19 protein-coding genes are annotated in these 19,784 nt (G+C 40.7%); 9 read left to right on the plus strand and 10 right to left on the minus strand.

Annotation, left to right across the window (positions count from 1 at the left end; genetic code table 11):
• Nucleotides 1-6 precede the first annotated feature (6 nt).
• Nucleotides 7-372, minus strand: a complete 366-nt coding sequence (locus tag FTV13_RS08275) for a NirD/YgiW/YdeI family stress tolerance protein (RefSeq protein ID WP_034170733.1) — start codon at nt 370-372, stop codon at nt 7-9.
• Nucleotides 373-467: 95 nt separating this feature from the next.
• A complete protein-coding gene (locus tag FTV13_RS08280) occupies nt 468-2,225 on the minus strand; it encodes a GspE/PulE family protein (RefSeq protein ID WP_180011689.1) in 1,758 nt (585 codons plus the stop codon).
• Between the two features lie 212 nt (nt 2,226-2,437).
• On the opposite strand from FTV13_RS08280, the gene FTV13_RS08285 reads away from it, so the two are divergent.
• Nucleotides 2,438-3,703: an MgtC/SapB family protein gene (locus tag FTV13_RS08285; protein WP_179993303.1), complete on the plus strand. Its 1,266-nt coding sequence runs from the start codon at nt 2,438-2,440 to the stop codon at nt 3,701-3,703.
• 130 nt (nt 3,704-3,833) lie between these two features.
• A complete protein-coding gene (locus FTV13_RS08290; RefSeq protein WP_179993302.1) occupies nt 3,834-4,826 on the plus strand; it encodes a hypothetical protein in 993 nt (330 codons plus the stop codon).
• A gap of 102 nt (nt 4,827-4,928) precedes the next feature.
• On the opposite strand, the gene tsaA is transcribed toward FTV13_RS08290, so the two are convergent.
• Nucleotides 4,929-5,639: a tRNA (N6-threonylcarbamoyladenosine(37)-N6)-methyltransferase TrmO gene (gene tsaA, locus FTV13_RS08295; RefSeq protein WP_179993301.1), complete on the minus strand. Its 711-nt coding sequence runs from the start codon at nt 5,637-5,639 to the stop codon at nt 4,929-4,931.
• 105 nt (nt 5,640-5,744) lie between these two features.
• Between tsaA and FTV13_RS08300 the strand changes: the two genes are divergently transcribed.
• From FTV13_RS08300 to FTV13_RS08310, 3 genes are all read left to right on the plus strand, one after another.
• Complete coding sequence (locus tag FTV13_RS08300) at nt 5,745-6,524, plus strand: ferredoxin--NADP reductase (RefSeq protein ID WP_005236496.1); 780 nt, start codon at nt 5,745-5,747, stop codon at nt 6,522-6,524.
• A 265-nt stretch (nt 6,525-6,789) separates the two neighbouring features.
• The gene (locus tag FTV13_RS08305) at nt 6,790-7,536 is read left to right on the plus strand and encodes an IS5 family transposase (protein ID WP_180011691.1); all 747 of its coding nucleotides are present in this window, start codon (nt 6,790-6,792) and stop codon (nt 7,534-7,536) included.
• Between the two features lie 219 nt (nt 7,537-7,755).
• The gene (locus FTV13_RS08310; protein WP_180011693.1) at nt 7,756-10,170 is read left to right on the plus strand and encodes a membrane-bound PQQ-dependent dehydrogenase, glucose/quinate/shikimate family; all 2,415 of its coding nucleotides are present in this window, start codon (nt 7,756-7,758) and stop codon (nt 10,168-10,170) included.
• 68 nt (nt 10,171-10,238) lie between these two features.
• Here the strand turns inward: FTV13_RS08310 and FTV13_RS08315 are convergent, their stop codons facing one another.
• The 3 genes from FTV13_RS08315 to FTV13_RS08325 form a co-directional block, all read right to left on the minus strand.
• On the minus strand, nt 10,239-10,421 hold the full coding sequence (locus FTV13_RS08315) for a hypothetical protein (protein WP_166136002.1): 183 nt from the start codon (nt 10,419-10,421) through the stop codon (nt 10,239-10,241).
• An 18-nt stretch (nt 10,422-10,439) separates the two neighbouring features.
• On the minus strand, nt 10,440-10,631 hold the full coding sequence (locus FTV13_RS08320; RefSeq protein WP_227607384.1) for a hypothetical protein: 192 nt from the start codon (nt 10,629-10,631) through the stop codon (nt 10,440-10,442).
• 249 nt (nt 10,632-10,880) lie between these two features.
• On the minus strand, nt 10,881-11,504 hold the full coding sequence (locus tag FTV13_RS08325; RefSeq protein ID WP_166135996.1) for a cation transporter: 624 nt from the start codon (nt 11,502-11,504) through the stop codon (nt 10,881-10,883).
• Nucleotides 11,505-11,589: 85 nt separating this feature from the next.
• Between FTV13_RS08325 and FTV13_RS08330 the strand changes: the two genes are divergently transcribed.
• The 3 genes from FTV13_RS08330 (at nt 11,590) to FTV13_RS08340 (ending at nt 13,801) form a co-directional block, all read left to right on the plus strand.
• Nucleotides 11,590-12,000: a Cd(II)/Pb(II)-responsive transcriptional regulator gene (locus FTV13_RS08330; RefSeq protein ID WP_180011695.1), complete on the plus strand. Its 411-nt coding sequence runs from the start codon at nt 11,590-11,592 to the stop codon at nt 11,998-12,000.
• A gap of 133 nt (nt 12,001-12,133) precedes the next feature.
• Nucleotides 12,134-13,543 (plus strand): tRNA 5-hydroxyuridine modification protein YegQ, encoded by a 1,410-nt coding sequence (gene yegQ, locus FTV13_RS08335; protein WP_180011697.1) that lies wholly within the window; start codon nt 12,134-12,136, stop codon nt 13,541-13,543.
• A 3-nt stretch (nt 13,544-13,546) separates the two neighbouring features.
• Complete coding sequence (locus FTV13_RS08340) at nt 13,547-13,801, plus strand: YfhL family 4Fe-4S dicluster ferredoxin (RefSeq protein ID WP_159123203.1); 255 nt, start codon at nt 13,547-13,549, stop codon at nt 13,799-13,801.
• A gap of 248 nt (nt 13,802-14,049) precedes the next feature.
• Here FTV13_RS08340 and ahpF read toward each other — a convergent pair whose 3' ends face one another.
• The 4 genes from ahpF to FTV13_RS08360 all read right to left on the minus strand — a co-directional run bounded on the left by ahpF (nt 14,050) and on the right by FTV13_RS08360 (nt 18,738).
• Nucleotides 14,050-15,615, minus strand: coding sequence for an alkyl hydroperoxide reductase subunit F (gene ahpF / locus FTV13_RS08345; RefSeq protein WP_180011699.1), 1,566 nt, complete (start codon nt 15,613-15,615; stop codon nt 14,050-14,052).
• A gap of 226 nt (nt 15,616-15,841) precedes the next feature.
• Nucleotides 15,842-16,759 (minus strand): hypothetical protein, encoded by a 918-nt coding sequence (locus FTV13_RS08350; protein ID WP_166135984.1) that lies wholly within the window; start codon nt 16,757-16,759, stop codon nt 15,842-15,844.
• Nucleotides 16,760-16,796: 37 nt separating this feature from the next.
• The gene (locus FTV13_RS08355) at nt 16,797-17,930 is read right to left on the minus strand and encodes a toxic anion resistance protein (RefSeq protein WP_179993421.1); all 1,134 of its coding nucleotides are present in this window, start codon (nt 17,928-17,930) and stop codon (nt 16,797-16,799) included.
• 16 nt (nt 17,931-17,946) lie between these two features.
• The gene (locus FTV13_RS08360; protein WP_159124512.1) at nt 17,947-18,738 is read right to left on the minus strand and encodes a tellurium resistance protein; all 792 of its coding nucleotides are present in this window, start codon (nt 18,736-18,738) and stop codon (nt 17,947-17,949) included.
• A 399-nt stretch (nt 18,739-19,137) separates the two neighbouring features.
• On the opposite strand from FTV13_RS08360, the gene FTV13_RS08365 reads away from it, so the two are divergent.
• A complete protein-coding gene (locus FTV13_RS08365) occupies nt 19,138-19,626 on the plus strand; it encodes a TIGR00645 family protein (RefSeq protein ID WP_005236522.1) in 489 nt (162 codons plus the stop codon).
• The last annotated feature ends 158 nt before the right edge of the window (nt 19,627-19,784 follow it).

Below are 19,784 nucleotides of genomic sequence, written 5' to 3' on the forward strand. Positions count from 1 at the left end.
CTGAAATTAGAACTGAACTTGGTCGACATCAATTTCAACACGTTTCGCAGGTTTATAGTCAATGTCCACTTCACCAATGATTACCACAGGTGTTTTAGCTGATACTGGTTTACCTTGCCAAAGTTCATCATCAATTTCGACAGTGATGGTGCCAGTATTGTCACGGAACTGGTATTTTTCATCACCGACAGCTTTTACTACATACCCTTTCAGCTGAACCTTGCTGTCATCTTTCATGGTCAATGCTTGCTTAACTGTAGTCGTTTTAGCAAATGCAGCCTGATTCACCGCAGTTTCACTACTCGCAACTGCGACAGTCCCAATTGAACCCATTAATGCTGCTGCTAAAACAGTATTCATCATCATTTTCATTGCAGTTACCTCTTTTTAAAGTCTTGCCCTGTTTCGATAATGCTATTAAAACAGCCGAAGATGAATTGAATCTTAAGATCGCTTCATCTTTAGAATTAATTTAATGGCACAACTCTTAAGACCTCTTCAAGCGTGGTGACCCCTTCCAGAATCTTGCGAGCACCGGCAATCCGTAAAGGTTCTACCCCTTCTTTTTTTGCCTGCTGACGTAACTGATTCAGGTTAGCATCCGCTCCGATCAATTGCTTGGTGGTCAGGCTAAGCGGCATAAACTCATAAATCCCGATTCGGCCTTTATAACCGGTATGGCGACACTCTTCACAACCGACTGCTTTAAAAACAAATTCCGGACGTGGTAAAGGATAGTCCACTGCCAGATGTTGCCATTCCTGCTCATCCAGAAAACTCTCCTGCTTGCAGTGTGGGCATAGCTTACGCACCAGACGTTGGGCCAGAACCCCCAGGATAGTCGCTGCTGTTAAAAATGGTTGTACGCCCAGATCATGCAAACGGGTCAGACTCGACGGCGCATCATTGGTATGCAAGGTAGAAAGTACCAAGTGACCGGTTAATGCTGCCTGAATCGCCATATTGGCCGTATCTTGGTCACGAATCTCGCCGACCATAATAATGTCAGGATCCTGACGCATCAGTGCACGTACACCATCTGCAAAGCCCAGTTCAATTCCGTTATTGACCTGCATCTGGTTAAAGCTTGGTTCCAGCATCTCGATCGGATCTTCAATCGTGCAGACATTCACCTGCTCAGTCGCAAGCTGCTTTAAAGTGGAATACAGTGTGGTGGTTTTACCAGAACCGGTCGGTCCGGTGACCAGAATAATACCGTGACTATGGCTGGTCAGATTATTCCAGTCATTGAGCAGATGCCCTTCGAAACCGAGCTGCTGAAAACTTCTGACCAGAACTTCTGGGTCAAAGATACGCATTACCAGCTTTTCACCAAATGCGGTGGGTAAGGTCGATAAACGCAGTTCTGTTTCCTGCCCTTTTGGAGTCCGAGTTTTTAAACGACCATCCTGTGGTTTACGTTTTTCTGCCACATTCATCCGGCCCAGAATCTTGATTCGGGAAATAACTGCGGTCAAGGTATTGGCTGGCATGTTATAGATGGTATGCAATACTCCATCAATCCGGAAACGGATCTTGCCGGTGTCTTTGCGCGGTTCCATATGAATATCACTGGCACCCTGCTCAAAGGCAAATTGCAGCACCCAGTCTACCAGTTTCACGATATGCTGGTCATTGGCATCCGGATTCTGTGAATCACCCAGTTGCAGTAAGGCTTCTACGCCTTTATTTTCCCGGTCATAAGCAGATGATTTTTGTGAGCCACTGACTGCACGACTCACCTGATAATATTCAACAATATAACGCTGGAGCTGTTCCGGATTGAGCAATACCCGTTCAATTTTTTTTGGTGCAATATTCTGTTCGAGGTTTGAGACCCATTCAGTTTTATAAGGCTGATCTGTAGCAATCAGAACTTTATCTGGTTGAATTTCTACTGCCAGAATACGGTTACGCAATGCATATTCCTGTGACATAACATTGGTCAAGGCCTGCACATCAGCTTTGAGCGGATCAATAATATAGAATATTAAACCGGTTTTTTCTGCCAGCCACTGGCATAAGCGGTTGAGTGTCAAAGTACTTTGAGGATGGGACTGATCAACCAGACTAAAGTGCGCGATCCATTGCAAGGGATGCCATTTTATTTGTTCACGTTGACGATGTGTGGTCTGAACTCGCATCCGGTCACGTTCAGTTATTTTTCCGTCTTTTAAAAGCTGATCCAAACACCAGCCTGTATCAATTTCAAAATCAAATTTCATGATCGATGGTCCCCAAAACTGCCTCCACTATAACAAGTTTTTCCTGTTTTTCGCATTCCATCGCGACTTCCAAACTTAAAAGCAATATTGTTTCTCATAAATGATAAACACATCACATGGGTTTTAGGTCATAACCTTTTTCTGCTTGTCGATGTGTCAATTTTTCGCCTATATTTCAATCAGGATATCTTATTCAATCGCTGAGACCGGGTATGGATTTAAACGTAGTTCCCTTAAATGAAAGTAGTTCCTTTCATGAGCTGCTTACCCTCCTGACCGCCGCCTTAGGATGTGGCTTATTGATTGGTCTGGAACGTGAACGGCATAAACAGCGTGAAGAACAGGCCAGTTTTGCCGGGCTACGCTCTTTTGCGATCTGTGCTTTATTAGGCGCATTGTGCTTTTTATTCGGAATGGCAATGGGTCTGGCCGGTGCACTCATTATTGGCGGTATTGTCATTTTTTCTATTAGAAACCAGATAGAAGATCCGGGGATTACCACCGAATTGGCCTTTATCATGACCTATTTTATTGGGGCGATTTGTCTGTGGAATATTCCTCTGGCTGCAGGACTAGCAGTTCTGATCACGATAATTTTAATGGCCAAACACTCTATGCATAATATTGCCGGACAGTGGATTACTGAGGCTGAATTTAGGGATGGATTACTATTATTAGCCTTGATTCTGATTGGTTTACCGCTAACCCCTGACCGGCCTTTATGGGGTGAAGTGCTGAACCCTTATCTGATTTTAAAATTAGTAACTCTGATTCTGGTAGTTCAAGCTTTGGCACATATCGCTAAACGTTTCTTCTCGACTAAAAATGCCTTGATATTGTCTTCAATTGCCTCGGGTTTTGTTTCCAGTACAGCCACTATTGCTCAATTAGGGATACAGGTCCGTAAAGGTGAAATGGATGCAAAATCCAATGCTGGTGCTGCCCTGATGTCCTGCATTTCGACATTAGTTCTATTGTTTATTGTAGTGGGAGGCGTTTCTTGGGACTGGCTAAAAATTCTGCTCTTACCGTCGTTGGTCGCTATGCTTATTCTGGCTGCATGTGCATTTATATTATTACATAAAGCTGAACCTACTAAAAATCAGGAGTCTCCTGAATCTTCTGACAGTAAGATGTTTAGCCTCAAGGAAGCTGTGATTATCTCTGCCGCATTAACCCTTATTCAGGCTGGAGTTTACGGACTGGAAATATTACTGGGCAATGCTGGTCTCCTGGCTGGTACTATATTTGCGTCCTTATTTGAAATTCATGCCGCAATGGCCAGTGTGGTCATTCAAGGAGATCCCTCCAATACCCGTTTGATCTATGCCTTACTCTTAGGTTTAGGCGCACATGCTTTGGCTAAGTCGGTCAATGCAGCCTTAACAGGTGGTTTTAAATTCGCGTTATATTTTGCACCGATACAGATTTTACATATGGCTGTGTTGATCGGTATTTTTTGGTGGATGTATTTTTGACTATTAAATTTATTCAAATAATTAATTTTTATATATTTTACAAGTTTAATTCTAATATTTTCTCGCTATAATCAGTTTGCTTCAATTAAGAAAAGCAATATTTAAATTAATTATTTTAATAAGGACTATTATGAAATTAAAAAATTTATCGCTCGCTATTTTCAGTGGATTAATGCTAAGTGCGTGTGGTGGGGGTTCATCTTCTGATTCAAATGGCGGTAATACTGGAACTGGAAATACTACCCTTACAAAACCTGACTTCCAACAATGGTCATCATTCTATATTGATGAATATTCCGACTCGGATCTAAATTATGAAATTGAACAGCTAACCTTTGATCAAGGGAATGTCTATATTAAAGTTGATGAGACAACAGGCTGGGATGAAAGTGAAACTTTCTATCTAACTGAAAATGGATTATATGATCACGGTTCTACACATGCGACCTATGGCAAATTGCAAGGGACTATTACGGCTAATGCAACCACTTGGAAGCAAGTTCCATATTCTCCAATTAATTCCACAGGATTAAGCAGTACACTTACATTCAAGGTCTTTGATATTAGTGGTAAAAATATTGCTCAAGTCCTCAGTCCAGAGCATTATGTCAATTTAAAATATAATTTACTCGATACCTACCCTATGGGAGAAAAAGGGGAAGATTTTTATCGAGTACTTTCTAATTCAATATTCCCTACCGGATCTACTTGTATTCAATTTCAAACTATTGATAACTCACAAAAATATATTGAGCTATATAAATATTCACTTGAAGATTATGTACAAGATTATTTGAAACTTGAATGGGCTGATATTTCAAAAGATAGTAAATATGCCAAACATACTTTCAAGGATGCTATAGCATATCTAGATCTTAGAGAAGATCAGCAATGGGGACTAGCTGAATATAAGAGCAAATATTATGAAGTTGATTATCATCCAGCTGGAGAAGAATATAATATTAAAAATATTTTAGCCGCATCTAAAGCACTGGTTAATTCAGCATCTGCTCAGGACAAACCAGCTCTACAGGAGTATGCAACTTTACAAGAGAATGCATGCACTTTATTTAATAATATTGCATCTGAAGAATTAAGAAAGCAAATTAAAAAATACTCATAATAACGTGATATAAAGTACTTCGAGTGCTTTATATTCATATTAAATAGGGACTCCAATTTAGTTGAGGTTCCTATTTTTAAATCAGTATTTCATTTTAAAAATTCAAAAAATTAACTGATCGACTACAATATCAGCTAAAGTAACTTTAAATTTCACATCCAAGTCCGCAAACTTCATTCCATAAACCCGGTTCTCATCATCCTGATATGCCGGTCTAGGATCGAGAGATAAAACGGCTTCAAGTTCTTCTAGCAATTGAGCAGATATTGTTCCTTTTTCTAATAATAAATTTTTTTGCTGTTCAGCGTCCTTACTCCACCTCACGGACTTACGTGCCGGCTCCTCCTGTGCATAGCCACTTTGTGCATCAATCACTGCATCCGAATATTGAATATAAGGTTTAATATCGACAATCGGAGTACCATCTAATAAATCACTGCCATTCACATATACACGTATCGATTTCCCTACTTTTCTAACTTCTTTAAGCTTTACCACAGATAAACCAATGGGTGCAGGACGGTACATACTACGTGTCGCAAACACCCCGATTTTCTGGTTTCCGCCTAAACGGGGTGGACGAACCTGCGGACGAAATTGCTGGCTCTGCTGATTTTTATTGTCATGAAACTGCCAGACTAACCAGAGATGACTAAACTCTTCGATGCCTTCAAATGCGAGTAAATCATTATATGAACCGGTCATTTCAATATAGCTTTCAACCTGTACCAAATTAGGCTGACGCGGGATGCCAAACTTTTCTTTATAGGGAGAATGCATATAGCCAATAATCGGCAGAGTGAGTTCGGTCATAATCACTTTTTTTGATAAGCTCAATTAAATATATTCAGTTTATAGAGAATGAATTTAGATTAGAATAGCAACCTGTTCTAATTTGATAACTTATTGAGACCTTTAATGGCTGCTTTTAACGTCGAAAAGATTACTCACGTCCACCATTGGAATGACACTTTATTCTCTTTTAAAACGACTCGTGATACTGCATTACGTTTTAAAAACGGTCAGTTTGTGATGATCGGTCTTGAAGTCAATGGCAAGCCTTTAATGCGTGCATATTCAATTGCAAGTGCAAACTATGAAGAAGAGCTAGAGTTTTTCTCTATTAAAGTGCCAGATGGTCCTCTTACTTCTATTTTGCAAAAAGTAAAAGTTGGCGACGAAATCTTGGTTTCTAAAAAGCCTACAGGCACGCTGGTTCTTGATGACTTAAACCCAGGTAAAAACTTGTACCTGCTTTCTTCGGGTACTGGTCTTGCACCTTTCCTTTCTGTAATCCGTGATCCAGAAACTTATGAACGTTTTGAAAAAATCATCGTGGTTCACGGTACACGTTTCATTTCAGAACTGGCTTATCAAGATTTGATTCTTAACGAAATTCCAAACCACGAATTCTTTGGTGAATTGGGTGCTAAAGAAAAATTAGTGTATTACCCAACTGTTACTCGTGAAGAGTTCCATACGCAAGGTCGTGTAACCACTGCGATTGAATCTGGTCAATTATTCGAGAAAATCGGACTACCACGTTTCAACCCTGAAACTGACCGTGCAATGCTCTGTGGTTCTCCTGCATTCCTGGACGATGTTGCTGCACTGCTAGATCAACACGGTCTGAAAGAATCTCCACGTATGGGTGTTTTGGGTGACTACGTAATTGAACGTGCATTCGTAGAAAAATAATCTGCAAAAAAACCTTTTGCAACCTAAAACGCATGCTTTAAGCATGCGTTTTTTATATCCAGTAAGTCTTAATCTGAAAGAATTAACTCAACCTACTCTCTACTTAAAATTTCTTATAATTAGCGTATTTATAAAAATGTAATTACTTAAAAAAGTAAAATAAATGATAAATATCAATATTCACATTAGGGTGTGTTGACACTTTTAGCTTAAAAAATAGCGAAGTAGCAAAATCAAATCGCCAAACCCAATTTTACTATTCGCTATGCCTCGTACCATGCTGACAGATCAACACTGGCAAAAGTTGAAAACTATTTTGCGTAATTTATCTATTCATCACAACTCAAACTTACGTAATTTTATTGAAGCTATTCTCTATAGAATTAGAACAGGTTGTCCGTGGCGAGATATTCCTTCTTGTTTTGGTCATTCAAACTCTATTTTCAAACGTTTTAATCGTTGGTCAAGCAGCGGTAAGTTACTTAGATTATTCAAATTACTAGCCTCATGCCCCGATATGGAATGGATTTTTATTGATGGCTCTCATGTACGTGCTCATCAACATTCTGCCGGCATAGCGAATCAATCTATTTCTAAAAGTGCAGGAGGAAACTCCTCAAAAATACATTTGATTGTTGATGCAAATGGCAATCCTGTTGATTTCATGATTACCGATGGAACCACACATGACGTCAAAGTTGCACCTGATTTAATATCAACATTAGACTTAAAAGAGACAAAAGTGGTCTGCGCAGATAAAGGCTATGATTCAGAACCACTGCGTGAACAGATCAGAAAAACAGGGACAAAAGCGAATATACCAAAGAAAATAAATAGCCAATCGAACAATGATCATATGGACTGGTATTTATATAAAATCAGGCATTTAGTTGAAAATATGTTTTGTAGATTAAAGCAATTTAGAGGAATAGCTACTCGATATGACAAGCTCAAAAGAAATTATCAAAGTGCTGTTGCCTTAGCCTGTATATTTTTATGGCTACCTTTATAGGTTTAATTATGAACAGTAAATGTCAACAGACCCTATATTTTTTAGTCAAAAATTCATTCTTAAATGTTAGAATATGTAACTGTAATTGATTTCTCATGAGGATTTATCCTCGCTAAAGACTTAGTTACATAAACTCTGTAAACTTTTAATTCGATCTATTTAGATCCCATTCTCCTGTTTCACCGTTTATGCAACCAAGCCGTTTTCTATAGGCAAGGTATGAGCACTGAACAACCCTCCTCTATCGAGCGTACAGGGTCTAAAGTCTATCGCTATTTTGTAGTGGTATTAACTTTACTCGTTGCGCTGTACTTGATCATTCAAGGCGCTAAATTACTCAGCCTCGGTGGTACAAGTTATTATCTCATCGCAGGGATTGCCTATGTTGCAATCGCCATTTTATATGCGATGAAAAAAGCCTTTGGTTTCTGGCTTTCTATTGTTACTTTTATTGCAACCCTCCTCTGGTCTATTGCTGAAGTTCAAGGTTTGAGCTTCTGGCAATATATCCCACGTCTGGTGGTTCCAACTATTCTGTTTGTCCTCAGCATGTGGGCAAGCAAAAGCCTGCCAGCACTCAATGCTGCAAAAATCAAAGCTGCCAATCTTGTTGGCTTTGCCGGTTTCTTTGCCTGTGTCGCAGCCCTGATTGCTGCGTTCTTCCCACACGGCAAAATCCTCAATCCTGTTGATATCGTACAAGACCCTGCACTGGCTAAACCGAATGCAGAAAACCCAGACAACTGGGAATATTTCGGTCGTAATGGTAACGGTACCCGCTTTGCACCGTACACTGACATTACCCCTGAAAATGTCAAAGATCTAAAAGTGGCTTGGACTTATCACACTGGTCGTGATACTTCTGCCGGTGTCGATGAAAATACACCAATTCAAATTGGTAGTACTTTATATTCATGTACACCGACTAACATCATTTCAGCAATTGATGGTGACAGTGGTAAAGCACTTTGGAAATATGATCCACATGCAAAAACTGCAGAGCATATCACTTGCCGTGGTGTTGGTTACTATGATGCAACTAAAGACAAATCTTTAACTGCAGCAGACTTACAAGCACCAGGTATTAAAGCTTGTCCACAACGTATCCTGACTTCTACTGTTGATGGCCGTTTAATTGCCTTAAATGCCAAAACTGGTGCTTTATGTCCAGAATTTGGTACTAACGGTCAAGTCGATGTTCTGCATGACATGGGTCCTACTGAACAAAGTAAACGTTACCATCCAACGTCTACTCCACTGATTGCGGGTCATGTTGCCGTATTAGGTGGCTGGGTACGTGATATTGTGCATGGCGAACCGTCTGGTGTCGTACGTGCCTATGACGTTCGTACTGGTAAATTGGCCTGGGCTTGGGATGTCGGTAATCCTGAACTGGTTGGTGAACCTAAAGATGGCAAAGGCTTTACTTTAGAAACACCAAACATGTGGACCATCCCGACTTATGACAAAGACCTGAATCTGGTTTACTTGCCTACAGGTAATGGTCCTCCTGACTACTGGGGCGGCGACCGTAACGGAGCCAAAGAAAAATTTGGTTCTGCAATTGTTGCGGTAAATGCTTTGACTGGTAAAACTGTTTGGTCTTATCAAACTGTTCACCATGATGTCTGGGATTATGACTTGCCGTCACAACCTGTGCTTTACGACATGACTGATGATCATGGCAAAAAAGTGCCTGCGTTGATTCAAACTACCAAAATGGGTCAAATCTTCGTTCTTGACCGCCGTACTGGTAAACCAGTCACTAAAGTTGAAGAACGTCCAGTCGACACCAATGGTGCTGAAGGTGAAAAACTTTCTCCTACCCAACCATTCTCTGTTGGCATGCCACAAATTGGTAATGCAACATTGACTGAGCAGGATATGTGGGGCATCTCAACCTTTGACCAACTGGCTTGTCGTATCGACTTTAAAGATTCTGTCTATAACGGTCTATACACTGCACCTGGTGAAAAACCATATATCGAATGGCCTAGTCTGCTTGGTGGTTTCAACTGGGGTGGGATCTCCATTGATGAATCGACTGGCATGATGTACGTCAACGATATGCGTATGCCACTTCGTATGTCATTGGTTCGTAAAGAAGATATGCACAAATACCATATCTCAACTGACGAAGTCCCTGGCTTTATGGGTACAGTACGTCCTCAATTGGCAGGTCCTTATGCGGGTGTAAAAATCGACATCATGCAATCTAAATTGGGTGTACCTTGTAATAAACCACCATTTGGTACGATGACTGCCATCGACTTAAAATCTAAAAAAGTCGTTTGGGAAGTACCAATGGGTACAGCCAAAGAATTGGGTCCATTAGGTGTGAAAACCCATATGCCAATTCCTTTAGGTATGCCGACATTAGGTGGTCCTACTTCAACCGCTTCTGGTCTGGTGTTCTTCGCAGGTACTCAGGATTATTACCTACGTGCGCTGGATTCAAAAACTGGTAAAGAAGTGTGGAAAGCTGAGCTTCCTGTTGCTGCTGTTGCTGCACCGCTGATTTATAAATCTCCAAAAACTGGCAAACAATATGTTGTGATTTCTGCAGGTGGTGCAAGCCATTCTAAAGATGTTGGCGACTATATTATTGCCTTTGCTTTACCTGATCAAAAATAATTTTTTGATGGATAAAGAAAAAACCGAAGCTTAGGCTTCGGTTTTTTTATTGCAATCATCATTAAAAATTAACGATCGCGACCTTCCTGGTTTGCAGAACCTGAACAGCCTGCACCACCACCGATAATAAAACCGCTTTCTGCTTTGCATGAACCAATCATACGGCCATGTGAGTCAAATGTAGTCACTGTTGATGCACAACCAGTTAGTACAATAGTCGCTGCTAATGCAATAAGTGTTGATAATTTCATGATATTCCCCTCTAAGATTTATGGTGCTAAATGAATCTGATTTTGACTTGGTGGTACTGGCAATAAACCTGTCTTGGCATCCACCGTATTGTAGTTCACGCCAATTGCATTGCCTGATCCATTACAATGAGCACTAGCAGTTGAAAGCAGACCACGTGTAGCTTTACATGATCCAATCACCTGACCCGATGCATCATAAGTGACGACCATAGAACTACACCCAGTCATCAGTATAATAGTTGAAAGTGAAAGTAGTTTTATGAAGCTCATTGCTCCCCCTCAAAAACACTAAAAAATTTAAATTGTTTAGTTATATGAATCTTTTCTAAATTTCGCGCATGATTCTTCCTAAATTTATCGCATTTGTAAAGCTTTATTTTTCATCTATTTTTTAGACTTAAGGCTAATAAAAAGCTGCCTGATCAGCAGCTTTTTCATAATTAAATTTAATATTAAGGATCAGGCTGACTCATGCTTCAATACTCGTTCAGCTAGAGCCTGTTTCACCACATGATATCCAGCGCTTAAGCCTAGACTTGCCATAATGAATGCAACAATAACATCTGGCCATAGACTGCCAGTGCCAAAGACTCCCACTGCTGCAAAAATGACGGCCACATTGCCGATTGCATCATTACGGCTGCACAACCAGACTGATTTCATATTGGCATCGCCATCCCGGAAAGCATATAAAATTATGGCTGTGACAACGTTTGCGATTAAGGCCAATACCCCGATGATCCCCATCGTAATGGCTTCAGGTGGAATACCTTGCATAAAGGCATAAATTACTTTGCCAATGACGACCAGACCAAATACTGCCATGGTCAATCCTTTAATCAGAGCAACTGTTGCACGCCAATACAGACTTGCACCAATCACCGCCAGAGAAATACCATAATTCACAGCATCTCCAAAGAAATCTAGCGCATCTGCCCATAACGCTGATGAATGTGCATAAGCACCGCCGATCAGCTCCACACCAAATAAGGTCAGGTTAATCAATAATGCAATCCATAAAGCTGTTCTAAATTTGCTATTAGATTTGGGCGGCGCGGGTTCATGACTACAACTACAGGCCATATTATTCTCCGATGATTTTTTATCCTGAATGCGATAAAGTCATTAGAAACTATAGAGTCACTCCAAGGTCAAGCCTGAGGTATTTATGTCACATTATTTGATTTCTGATATAGCCAAGAAAGCTGATTTAAGCACTGATACCATTCGATTTTATGAGAAAAGAGGTTTGATTCAGCCGAATTTTCGAGCAAGTAACCAGTATCGTTATTATGGCGACGAGACCTTAAAACGCTTGATTTTTATCAAACGCTGTCGTGCTTTAGGCATGTCTTTAAAAGAAATCGAATACCTGATTCAGCTGGAACAGAATCCTGAACAGGATTGCTGTGAAGTTAACCAGATGATTGATCAGCACCTTATAGATATTTCAAATAAAATTAAAGAATTACAATTATTTAAACAGCAGTTAATGGCGCTTCGCGAAAGCTGTAATACCCCAACCACGATTAATCATTGCCAGATTTTAAAAACACTGGAATCTATTGAAAATAGCTGAAATATTTATGGATATTTTAAATCGTTTACTGTTTATCTTTTAACTTGAAATTGAGTTAAATTATGCCAATTCCGAGTTATTTACTAGGTTGAATCCTGATTTCAGATGACTAGAATAAAGACGTACTTTTTATATGTCTTTCGATTTCATCATGAGCATTTCTCACGTTACCGAACTTCTCTCACCTGCTGGCTCCCTAAAAAACATGCGTTATGCCTTTGCTTATGGTGCAGATGCAGTCTATGCCGGCCAGCCGCGTTATAGCTTGCGTGTTCGTAATAATGAATTTGACCATGACAATCTGGCGATTGGTATCAAAGAAGCGCATAAGCTTGGCAAAAAATTCTATGTCGTGGTGAATATTCAGCCACATAACTCCAAACTGAAAAATTTTATTCGTGACCTTGAACCCGTCGTAGCAATGCAGCCAGATGCGCTGATCATGTCCGATCCTGGTCTGATCATGCTGGTGCGTGAGCATTTCCCGCACATGGACATTCACCTGTCTGTACAGGCCAATGCTGTGAACTGGGCAACTGTAAAGTTCTGGAAGAATATGGGACTTACTCGCGTAATTTTGTCACGTGAACTGTCCATCGAAGAAATTGAAGAAATCAAACAGCAAGTTCCAGATATGGAGATTGAAGTCTTTGTTCATGGCGCACTGTGTATGGCCTACTCTGGCCGCTGCATGCTATCTGGCTATATGAACAAACGCGATGCCAACCAGGGCGCCTGCACCAATGCCTGCCGCTGGGAATACCAAGTACTGGATGCCAAGGAAGATGAAACGGGCGATGTGATCCCGGTTGAAAATATTGATTCCGGCTGTTGTTCAAAAGATGCTGATGAGTCACATATGCAAGTACAACATCAGTTTGATGAACCCGTGTTATTGCAACGTAATGACGAAGATATGTTTGCTGCTGAAGAAGATGAGCACGGCACTTATTTTATGAATTCCAAAGACCTGCGTGCTGTACAGCATGTGGAACGCCTGACCAAGATTGGCGTGCACTCCCTGAAAATTGAAGGCCGTACCAAATCTTATTTTTATTGCGCGCGTACTGCCCAGATTTATCGTAAAGCCATTGATGATGCGCTTGCTGGTAAACCATTCGACCCTTCATTGATGACTCAACTGGAAGGCTTGGCAAACCGTGGCTATACCGAAGGGTTCCTACGCCGTCATGTACATAGTGAATATCAAAACTATGAAAATGGTTCATCGAGTTTCGATCATCAGCAGTTCTGTGGGGAAGTGTTAGAGCGTAATGGTGACTATATCAAGATTGATGTGAAAAACCGTTTTGTCGTTGGTGATTCACTAGAGCTGATGACCACCAAAGGCAATATCACCTTTACCCTGACTGAGATCAAAGACCGTAAAGGCAATCTGATTGAAGATGCCAAAGGTTCGGGTCATATCGTTGAAATTCCAGTTCCAGCAGATGTCGATATGCAGTATGCCCTGCTGATCCGTAATCTGCCATCATCATCTGTAGACATTTCAGCCTCTTCATTGGCTTATCAGGCGAGTTAAAAAATGGCGCTCTTGATTACCGATAAATGTATCAACTGTGATATGTGCTTACCGGAATGCCCAAATGAAGCAATTTATGAGGGCGAGAAGTTTTATGAAATTGATGTCAATCGTTGTACCGAGTGTGTGGGTTTCTATGATCATCAAACCTGTATTGCCGTCTGTCCGATTGAATGCATTGTGCCGCATCCCGAGCATCGGGAAACGCAAGAACAGTTAATGGAGAAATTTAAAGGTTTGAATCTGTTCAAAGCTTGAATGATGCATGAAGTCTGATGACTTCATCTAAGAACAACCTTGGGGAAAGATAAAAATAAGGGTTGAAAACAAAAACTGTCCAGAGGAAAGGAACAGCTAAAAGCGATTGGGGACGCTTTTGGCTGATCTTACAATAACTAAAAAAAGGAACCCGGGTGTTAGCATCCTGAGTTCCTATAAAGCGAAAATAATAATAGGTGTTTGAGATTAAGCACCTGGAATGTGGGGATTCCAGGTGCTCTTTTTTTTTACTGACCAGAGCGAATGATGTAATCAAAGGCAGATAATGATGCTTTGGCACCTTCACCAGTCGCGATGATGATCTGTTTGTAAGGAACAGTGGTACAGTCACCTGCAGCAAACACACCTTTGACATTGGTTTCATTGCGCTCGTTAATCACAATCTCACCACGGTTAGTTAGCTCAACATCGGTTCCATTCAGGAAGTCAGTGTTCGGCAACAAACCGATCTGAACGAAGATACCTGCCAATTCAACAGTGTGCTCTTCATCAGTTGCACGGTCTTTGTATTTCAACGCTGTGACTTGTGAACCATCACCGATCACTTCGGTAGAAAGTGCATTTTTGATCACAGTCGTATTTGGCAAGCTGTTCAGTTTGTCCTGCAATACCTGATCCGCACGAAGTTTAGTATCGAACTCAACCAGCGTTACATGCTCAACAATACCTGCAAGGTCAATCGCAGCTTCTACACCGGAGTTACCACCACCAATTACCGCTACACGTTTACCTTTGAACAATGGACCGTCACAGTGTGGGCAGTACGCTACACCACGAGTTTTGTATTCTGCTTCACCCGGAACGTTCATCTCTCTCCAGCGTGCACCGGTAGACAGAATGACTGTTTTAGATTCAAGTTTCGCACCATTTTCTAAAGTCACTTCTACCAGACCATTGGCTGTACTATCTGCACCTTTGATGTCAGAAACACGTTGCAGGTTCATGATGTCAACACCGTATTCACGAACGTGTGCTTCCATTTCAGCGGCAAATTTCGGACCTTGGGTTTTTTGCACTGACGTATAGTTTTCGATGTCCATGGTATCCATCACCTGACCGCCCATGCGTTCAGCCACGATGCCAGTTTTGATGCCTTTACGTGCTGCATAGATCGCTGCAGTATTCCCTGCAGGTCCACCACCAATCACCAACACATCAAATGCATCTTTGGCATTTAGTTTTTCAGCATCTTTGGCTGCGGCATTGGTATCCAGTTTGGCAATGATTTCTTCCAGTGTCATACGACCCTGACCGATATGTTCATTGTCCTGGAAGACCATTGGTACGGCCATGATTTTGCGTTCTTCCACTTCGTCCTGGAAGAAAGCCCCATCAATCATGGTTGCTGTTGTACCCGGGTTATAGATAGCAATCAGGTTCAATGCCTGCACCACATCAGGACAGTTATGGCAGCTTAAAGAGACAAATACATCAAAGTCAGATTTAATGCCTAAACCTTTAATCGATTCCAGAACTTCGGCAGAGACTTTTGGTGCATAGCCTGAAGTTTGCAGCAATGCCAGAATCAGGGAAGTAAACTCATGGCCCATCGGCAAGCCTGCAAAGAACACACGAGGCTGTTCACCGGCTTTTGCCACACCAAAGCTTGGTGCACGTTTGTTGGTACCATCAAAACGCGCAGTGACTAAATCAGAAAGTTGCGCGATTTCCTCAACCAGTTCTTTGATTTTGGCTGATTTGTCAGAGCCATCCAGAGTTGCCACTAATTCAATCGGGCCTTCCAAACGTTCAAGTAGTGTTTTTAATTGAGCTGAAGTATTTTGATCTAACATTGCTAACGTCTCCAAGGGAGTAAATATTTATTCGATGAAGCTATATTAAGTGAATAAAAAAAATAGGTAAAACAGTTTGTTTTTATCTTAATGATCGTTTTTATAGATCAAAAACCATCTCCTCATTTTATTTTTTATTATCGCTAGAATTTATGCCTTTTATCCCAAAGAAACCGAATATAGATTGGAAAATAAAAATGCTCCTTTTAAAGGAGCATTTTTAAGTTTAGAAGATTCGCTGTTCAATACGTAGCGAACGCCCCTTAATTGAATTAGCTAGTACAAATATGATTAAGCTAAGCAAGGCAAATAAGATGGCAATGCCAATAATGATGACATTGGTAATCTTGCTGACTTGTTCGGCTTGCTGGGCTTGACGATCTACACTTTGTGCCACAGGCGTTAGACTTTTGCCATAGACCTGTTGCTGCATGGTCCAGATCTGTTCCGGTTTAAATCCGTATTGTTCAAACTTGTTATCCTGCCGCTCTGCTTCAACTACTTGTGCGACATAAGGTCTGGCTGCGGATAGATCCACAGGCTTATGCAAGAGTGCAGTTTGGGCAAGTAAATAAGATTTCACCGGTGAAGCAATATCGGAATCAACCAGATAACGAGCCACTTCACTATCATTGATATTACTATCGTAATAGACCACTTGCTGATAAGCGTCTTCACGGTCATTTCTCAGGTCATATTGCCAATAAGTCAGTCCTGACCAGATCACGATAAAGGAAATCAGCCAGCCTACAAACTTCAATATGAAAGACTGAAAGCGCACATAGAAGAAGCGAAACTTCTTCAGCAATCCAACCAGAAAAAATGCACCAATAAAAGAGGCAAAGATTTTCAGAATCAGCCAGCCAAACCAGCTTAATAGAGCAAAGAAATAATCCGGACTATCCCCAATACTGGCCAGATTAGCATCGACACTGACTGGTAAATGCAGCTGTTGAAGCTGAGTACTCAGGCCAAAAAAGCCATAAACCATTTCCTGCTGAAAGAATAGACCTATCACGGATGCAATACAGACCGTAGAGGTGGTCAGTCCCAAAAGCATCAAATTACGTTGACGCTTTTTGAGTGCGACGACCCCTTGCTTGATTTCCTGAGGATTTACAGCATATTCATCTAAGGGCGGCAATCTCTACTCCTTTTTTTAGATCTTGGCCCTACTGCATTTAGTTGGGTTTAGATCCACTGGTACTTGATTCAATCACCAAATGATTCAGATTATCTTGTAAGGCTCTTAAACGTACCGTTGCTTCAGTACGTTTCTGTACACCTTCTTTCTGGATCTGAATCACATCATTAACAGTTTTAATGAGGGTATTTTGCACATGTTCAAGCGTTTCAATATCAATAACGGAACGCTGGTTGGCTTTTGCCGTATCGACCGAGTTCTGATGCAATAAATCTGCATTACGGCGTAAAAGCTCATTGGTCGCATCATCAATGGTATTGGCCAGCTGTACGCTGTTCTTCTGTTCATTCAGTGAAATGGCCAGACTGATCTGGTTTTTCCATGCTGGCAATGTGATATTTTTAATGGCATAGAATTTATCCACCAGCATCAGGTTATTGGACTGAATAATCCGGATCATAGGCAAAGTCTGCATCGCAGATTGCTGCAATACCTGTAAATCACTGATGCGTTTTTCCAGATTATTGGCTAGATGATTTAGGTCATAGATTTTTTGCGTGGTGCTCTGATCTTGTGGCAAAGCTGTGAGCGCAGCAATTTCCTGCTGTAATTCCTGTTCACGTAAACGTCCAGCTGCAATATGAATACCCAGCTGTTTATATTCTTCCTGTACCCCATCGAACATTTTATCCAGCGTATCAACGCGGGCTTTTAATCCGGATTGCGATGTTTCAATTTCCTTGACCAGCACATCAATCTGTTCTTTGGTGGTATTGAAATGCGAGTCAAAGTTATCTTTAACCCCTTTAAACTTGCTGATGATATTGCCCAGAAATCCTGAACTTTTTTTCTTGTTCAAGATACTGCTGGTATTCAGTTGCTGTGCCACCTGCACCACCTGATTCAGCTTTTGACCGGTTGCATCCAGATCTTTATTTTGTACCAGATTCAGCAATTCATCGGTATAGCTTGAAGTTTTGGTGGCTATATTTTTGCCATATTCGGCCACACTATTATGACTCATATTCTGCAGTTCTTTACGTGCTGCCAAGACCCCCTGAAAATCGGCAGGCTGCAAGCCCAGCTCTTTGAGATCCATTTGCTGAAACTTCTGTTCAGTCAGTTCAGTTGAGCTTTCGACAGGTAAATTTACTACATCAGATTTGGTCATGTTTCACCTTATATTGTTATGTATTCGAGGGTTTCTCGAGTGACTTTTTTAACGTTTTAATCAAATTGTCCCGGCTATTATCAAGTTTTTCCAGATCACTTGTCGAGTGTTTCGTCTGGCTTTGTTTGACATGATATTGCCAGGCCGGAATCAGCACCTGTTGCGCTTCTTTAAACCGATCCAGTAGGCTATAAGACAGTTGCTGGGATAATTGCATCTGGGTAATGGCAATGTCATTACTGCTTTGCAAGGTTCTTAAGGTATGCACCTTTTTTGACAGCCGCTCAGAAAAATTATCCAGTGGATGCTGATTCCTGACAAACTGCGGATATTCAGATAAAAATTCTTCTGCTGCCACAATATGCTTGGCCATTTGCTCACGTAAACCGATCAGCTGCTGGAATCGCGATTGGGATTTCTGGATTTCAATTTGCAACTTACGGCTAAGGTGATCTGCCTGATCCAGTAAATAGTCCAGTTTTTTATAGTATTCAACCTGACTTGAGCCATAGTCCAGATCAATACCCAGCCATTTCTGCAAGGCATTAAATTTACGTTTTTTAAAATATTTTTTTGATTGAGCCAGCATGTGAATCAGCTGTTCAATAGTATGGCTCAGTTGTTGGGTCAGATGGGGATCTACCCCATTTAATAGTACTGCCTGCGCCTGAATAAGTGAGTCCGCATAATGATTCAGCTTGTATTGATCGTGGAGTAAAGGCACAAGTTCGTTGCGCTTGATACTTAGAATCTCGCTCTGCTCTACTGCAATGTCTTGGATTGGAATCAAAACATCTATCTGTGACATGGCCCTTTAAACTCAATGAATTCGATTTTTATAGTACGTCTTTTCATTCAACATAACATGTAGCATTTTGCAAAGGAATGCTTCAAGCCATAGAATTTTCTTTATATACGTTGAAGATATTGTTGGAATTAAGTTTGGCCTACAGTCATTTCTTGTATGAATCATTTTGCTTCTAGCCTGCTGTTGCTCTATAACCTTTCCCATCAGCCTCAAATAGGCTAATAATCAACCAAATAAGGATAAGTACAATAAATGCCAAATTAATTTATGGTCTTAATTAAGCTTTTTTTAAACTTAAGAATACTTATAAGGCATTATAAAACATAAATAATTCTCGAATTTTAAGCATGAATTATTTATGATCAAGATCAACAATAAAGTAGGTAACCTGAGAATAAAATGGAACGTTTTTTTCATAATACGATGTATGCCGCACGCTGGATCTTGGCACCTGTCTATTTTGGTTTATCATTCGCTTTATTATTGCTGGCCTTAAAATTCTTTCAGGAAGTCATTCATGTCCTGCCGCATATCTTTGAATATACTGAAGCTGACCTGATCTTGGTAATTCTCTCCCTGGTTGATATGACCATGGTTGGTGGACTTATTGTGATGGTGATGTTTTCAGGTTATGAAAATTTTGTTTCACAACTCAAAATTGATGAAAATAAAACCCGCCTGAACTGGCTCGGCACTATGGATGCCAATTCGCTTAAACTCAAAGTTGCGGCTTCCATCGTAGCTATTTCTTCGATTCATTTACTGCGTATTTTTATGGATGCCCGCAACGTCGAGAATGACAAAATCATGTGGTACATCATTATGCATCTGACTTTTGTGATTTCTGCATTTATTATGGGTTATCTGGATAAACTCACAAAGCATTAAAACATGGATATTAAAAAGCCCCGATTATAGGGTAATGCCAGTCAGTTAAGCAAATATTAGTAAAATGTAGTAAAAATGAGTGTATGTAAATACGCTCATTTTTTTATGACTTTATCTGAAAATTTAGATTGCACCCTTCAACATTCTTTACCTTCACT

The organism is Acinetobacter sp. YH12235, assembly GCF_013417705.1.
In the GTDB taxonomy this organism is placed as follows: domain Bacteria; phylum Pseudomonadota; class Gammaproteobacteria; order Pseudomonadales; family Moraxellaceae; genus Acinetobacter.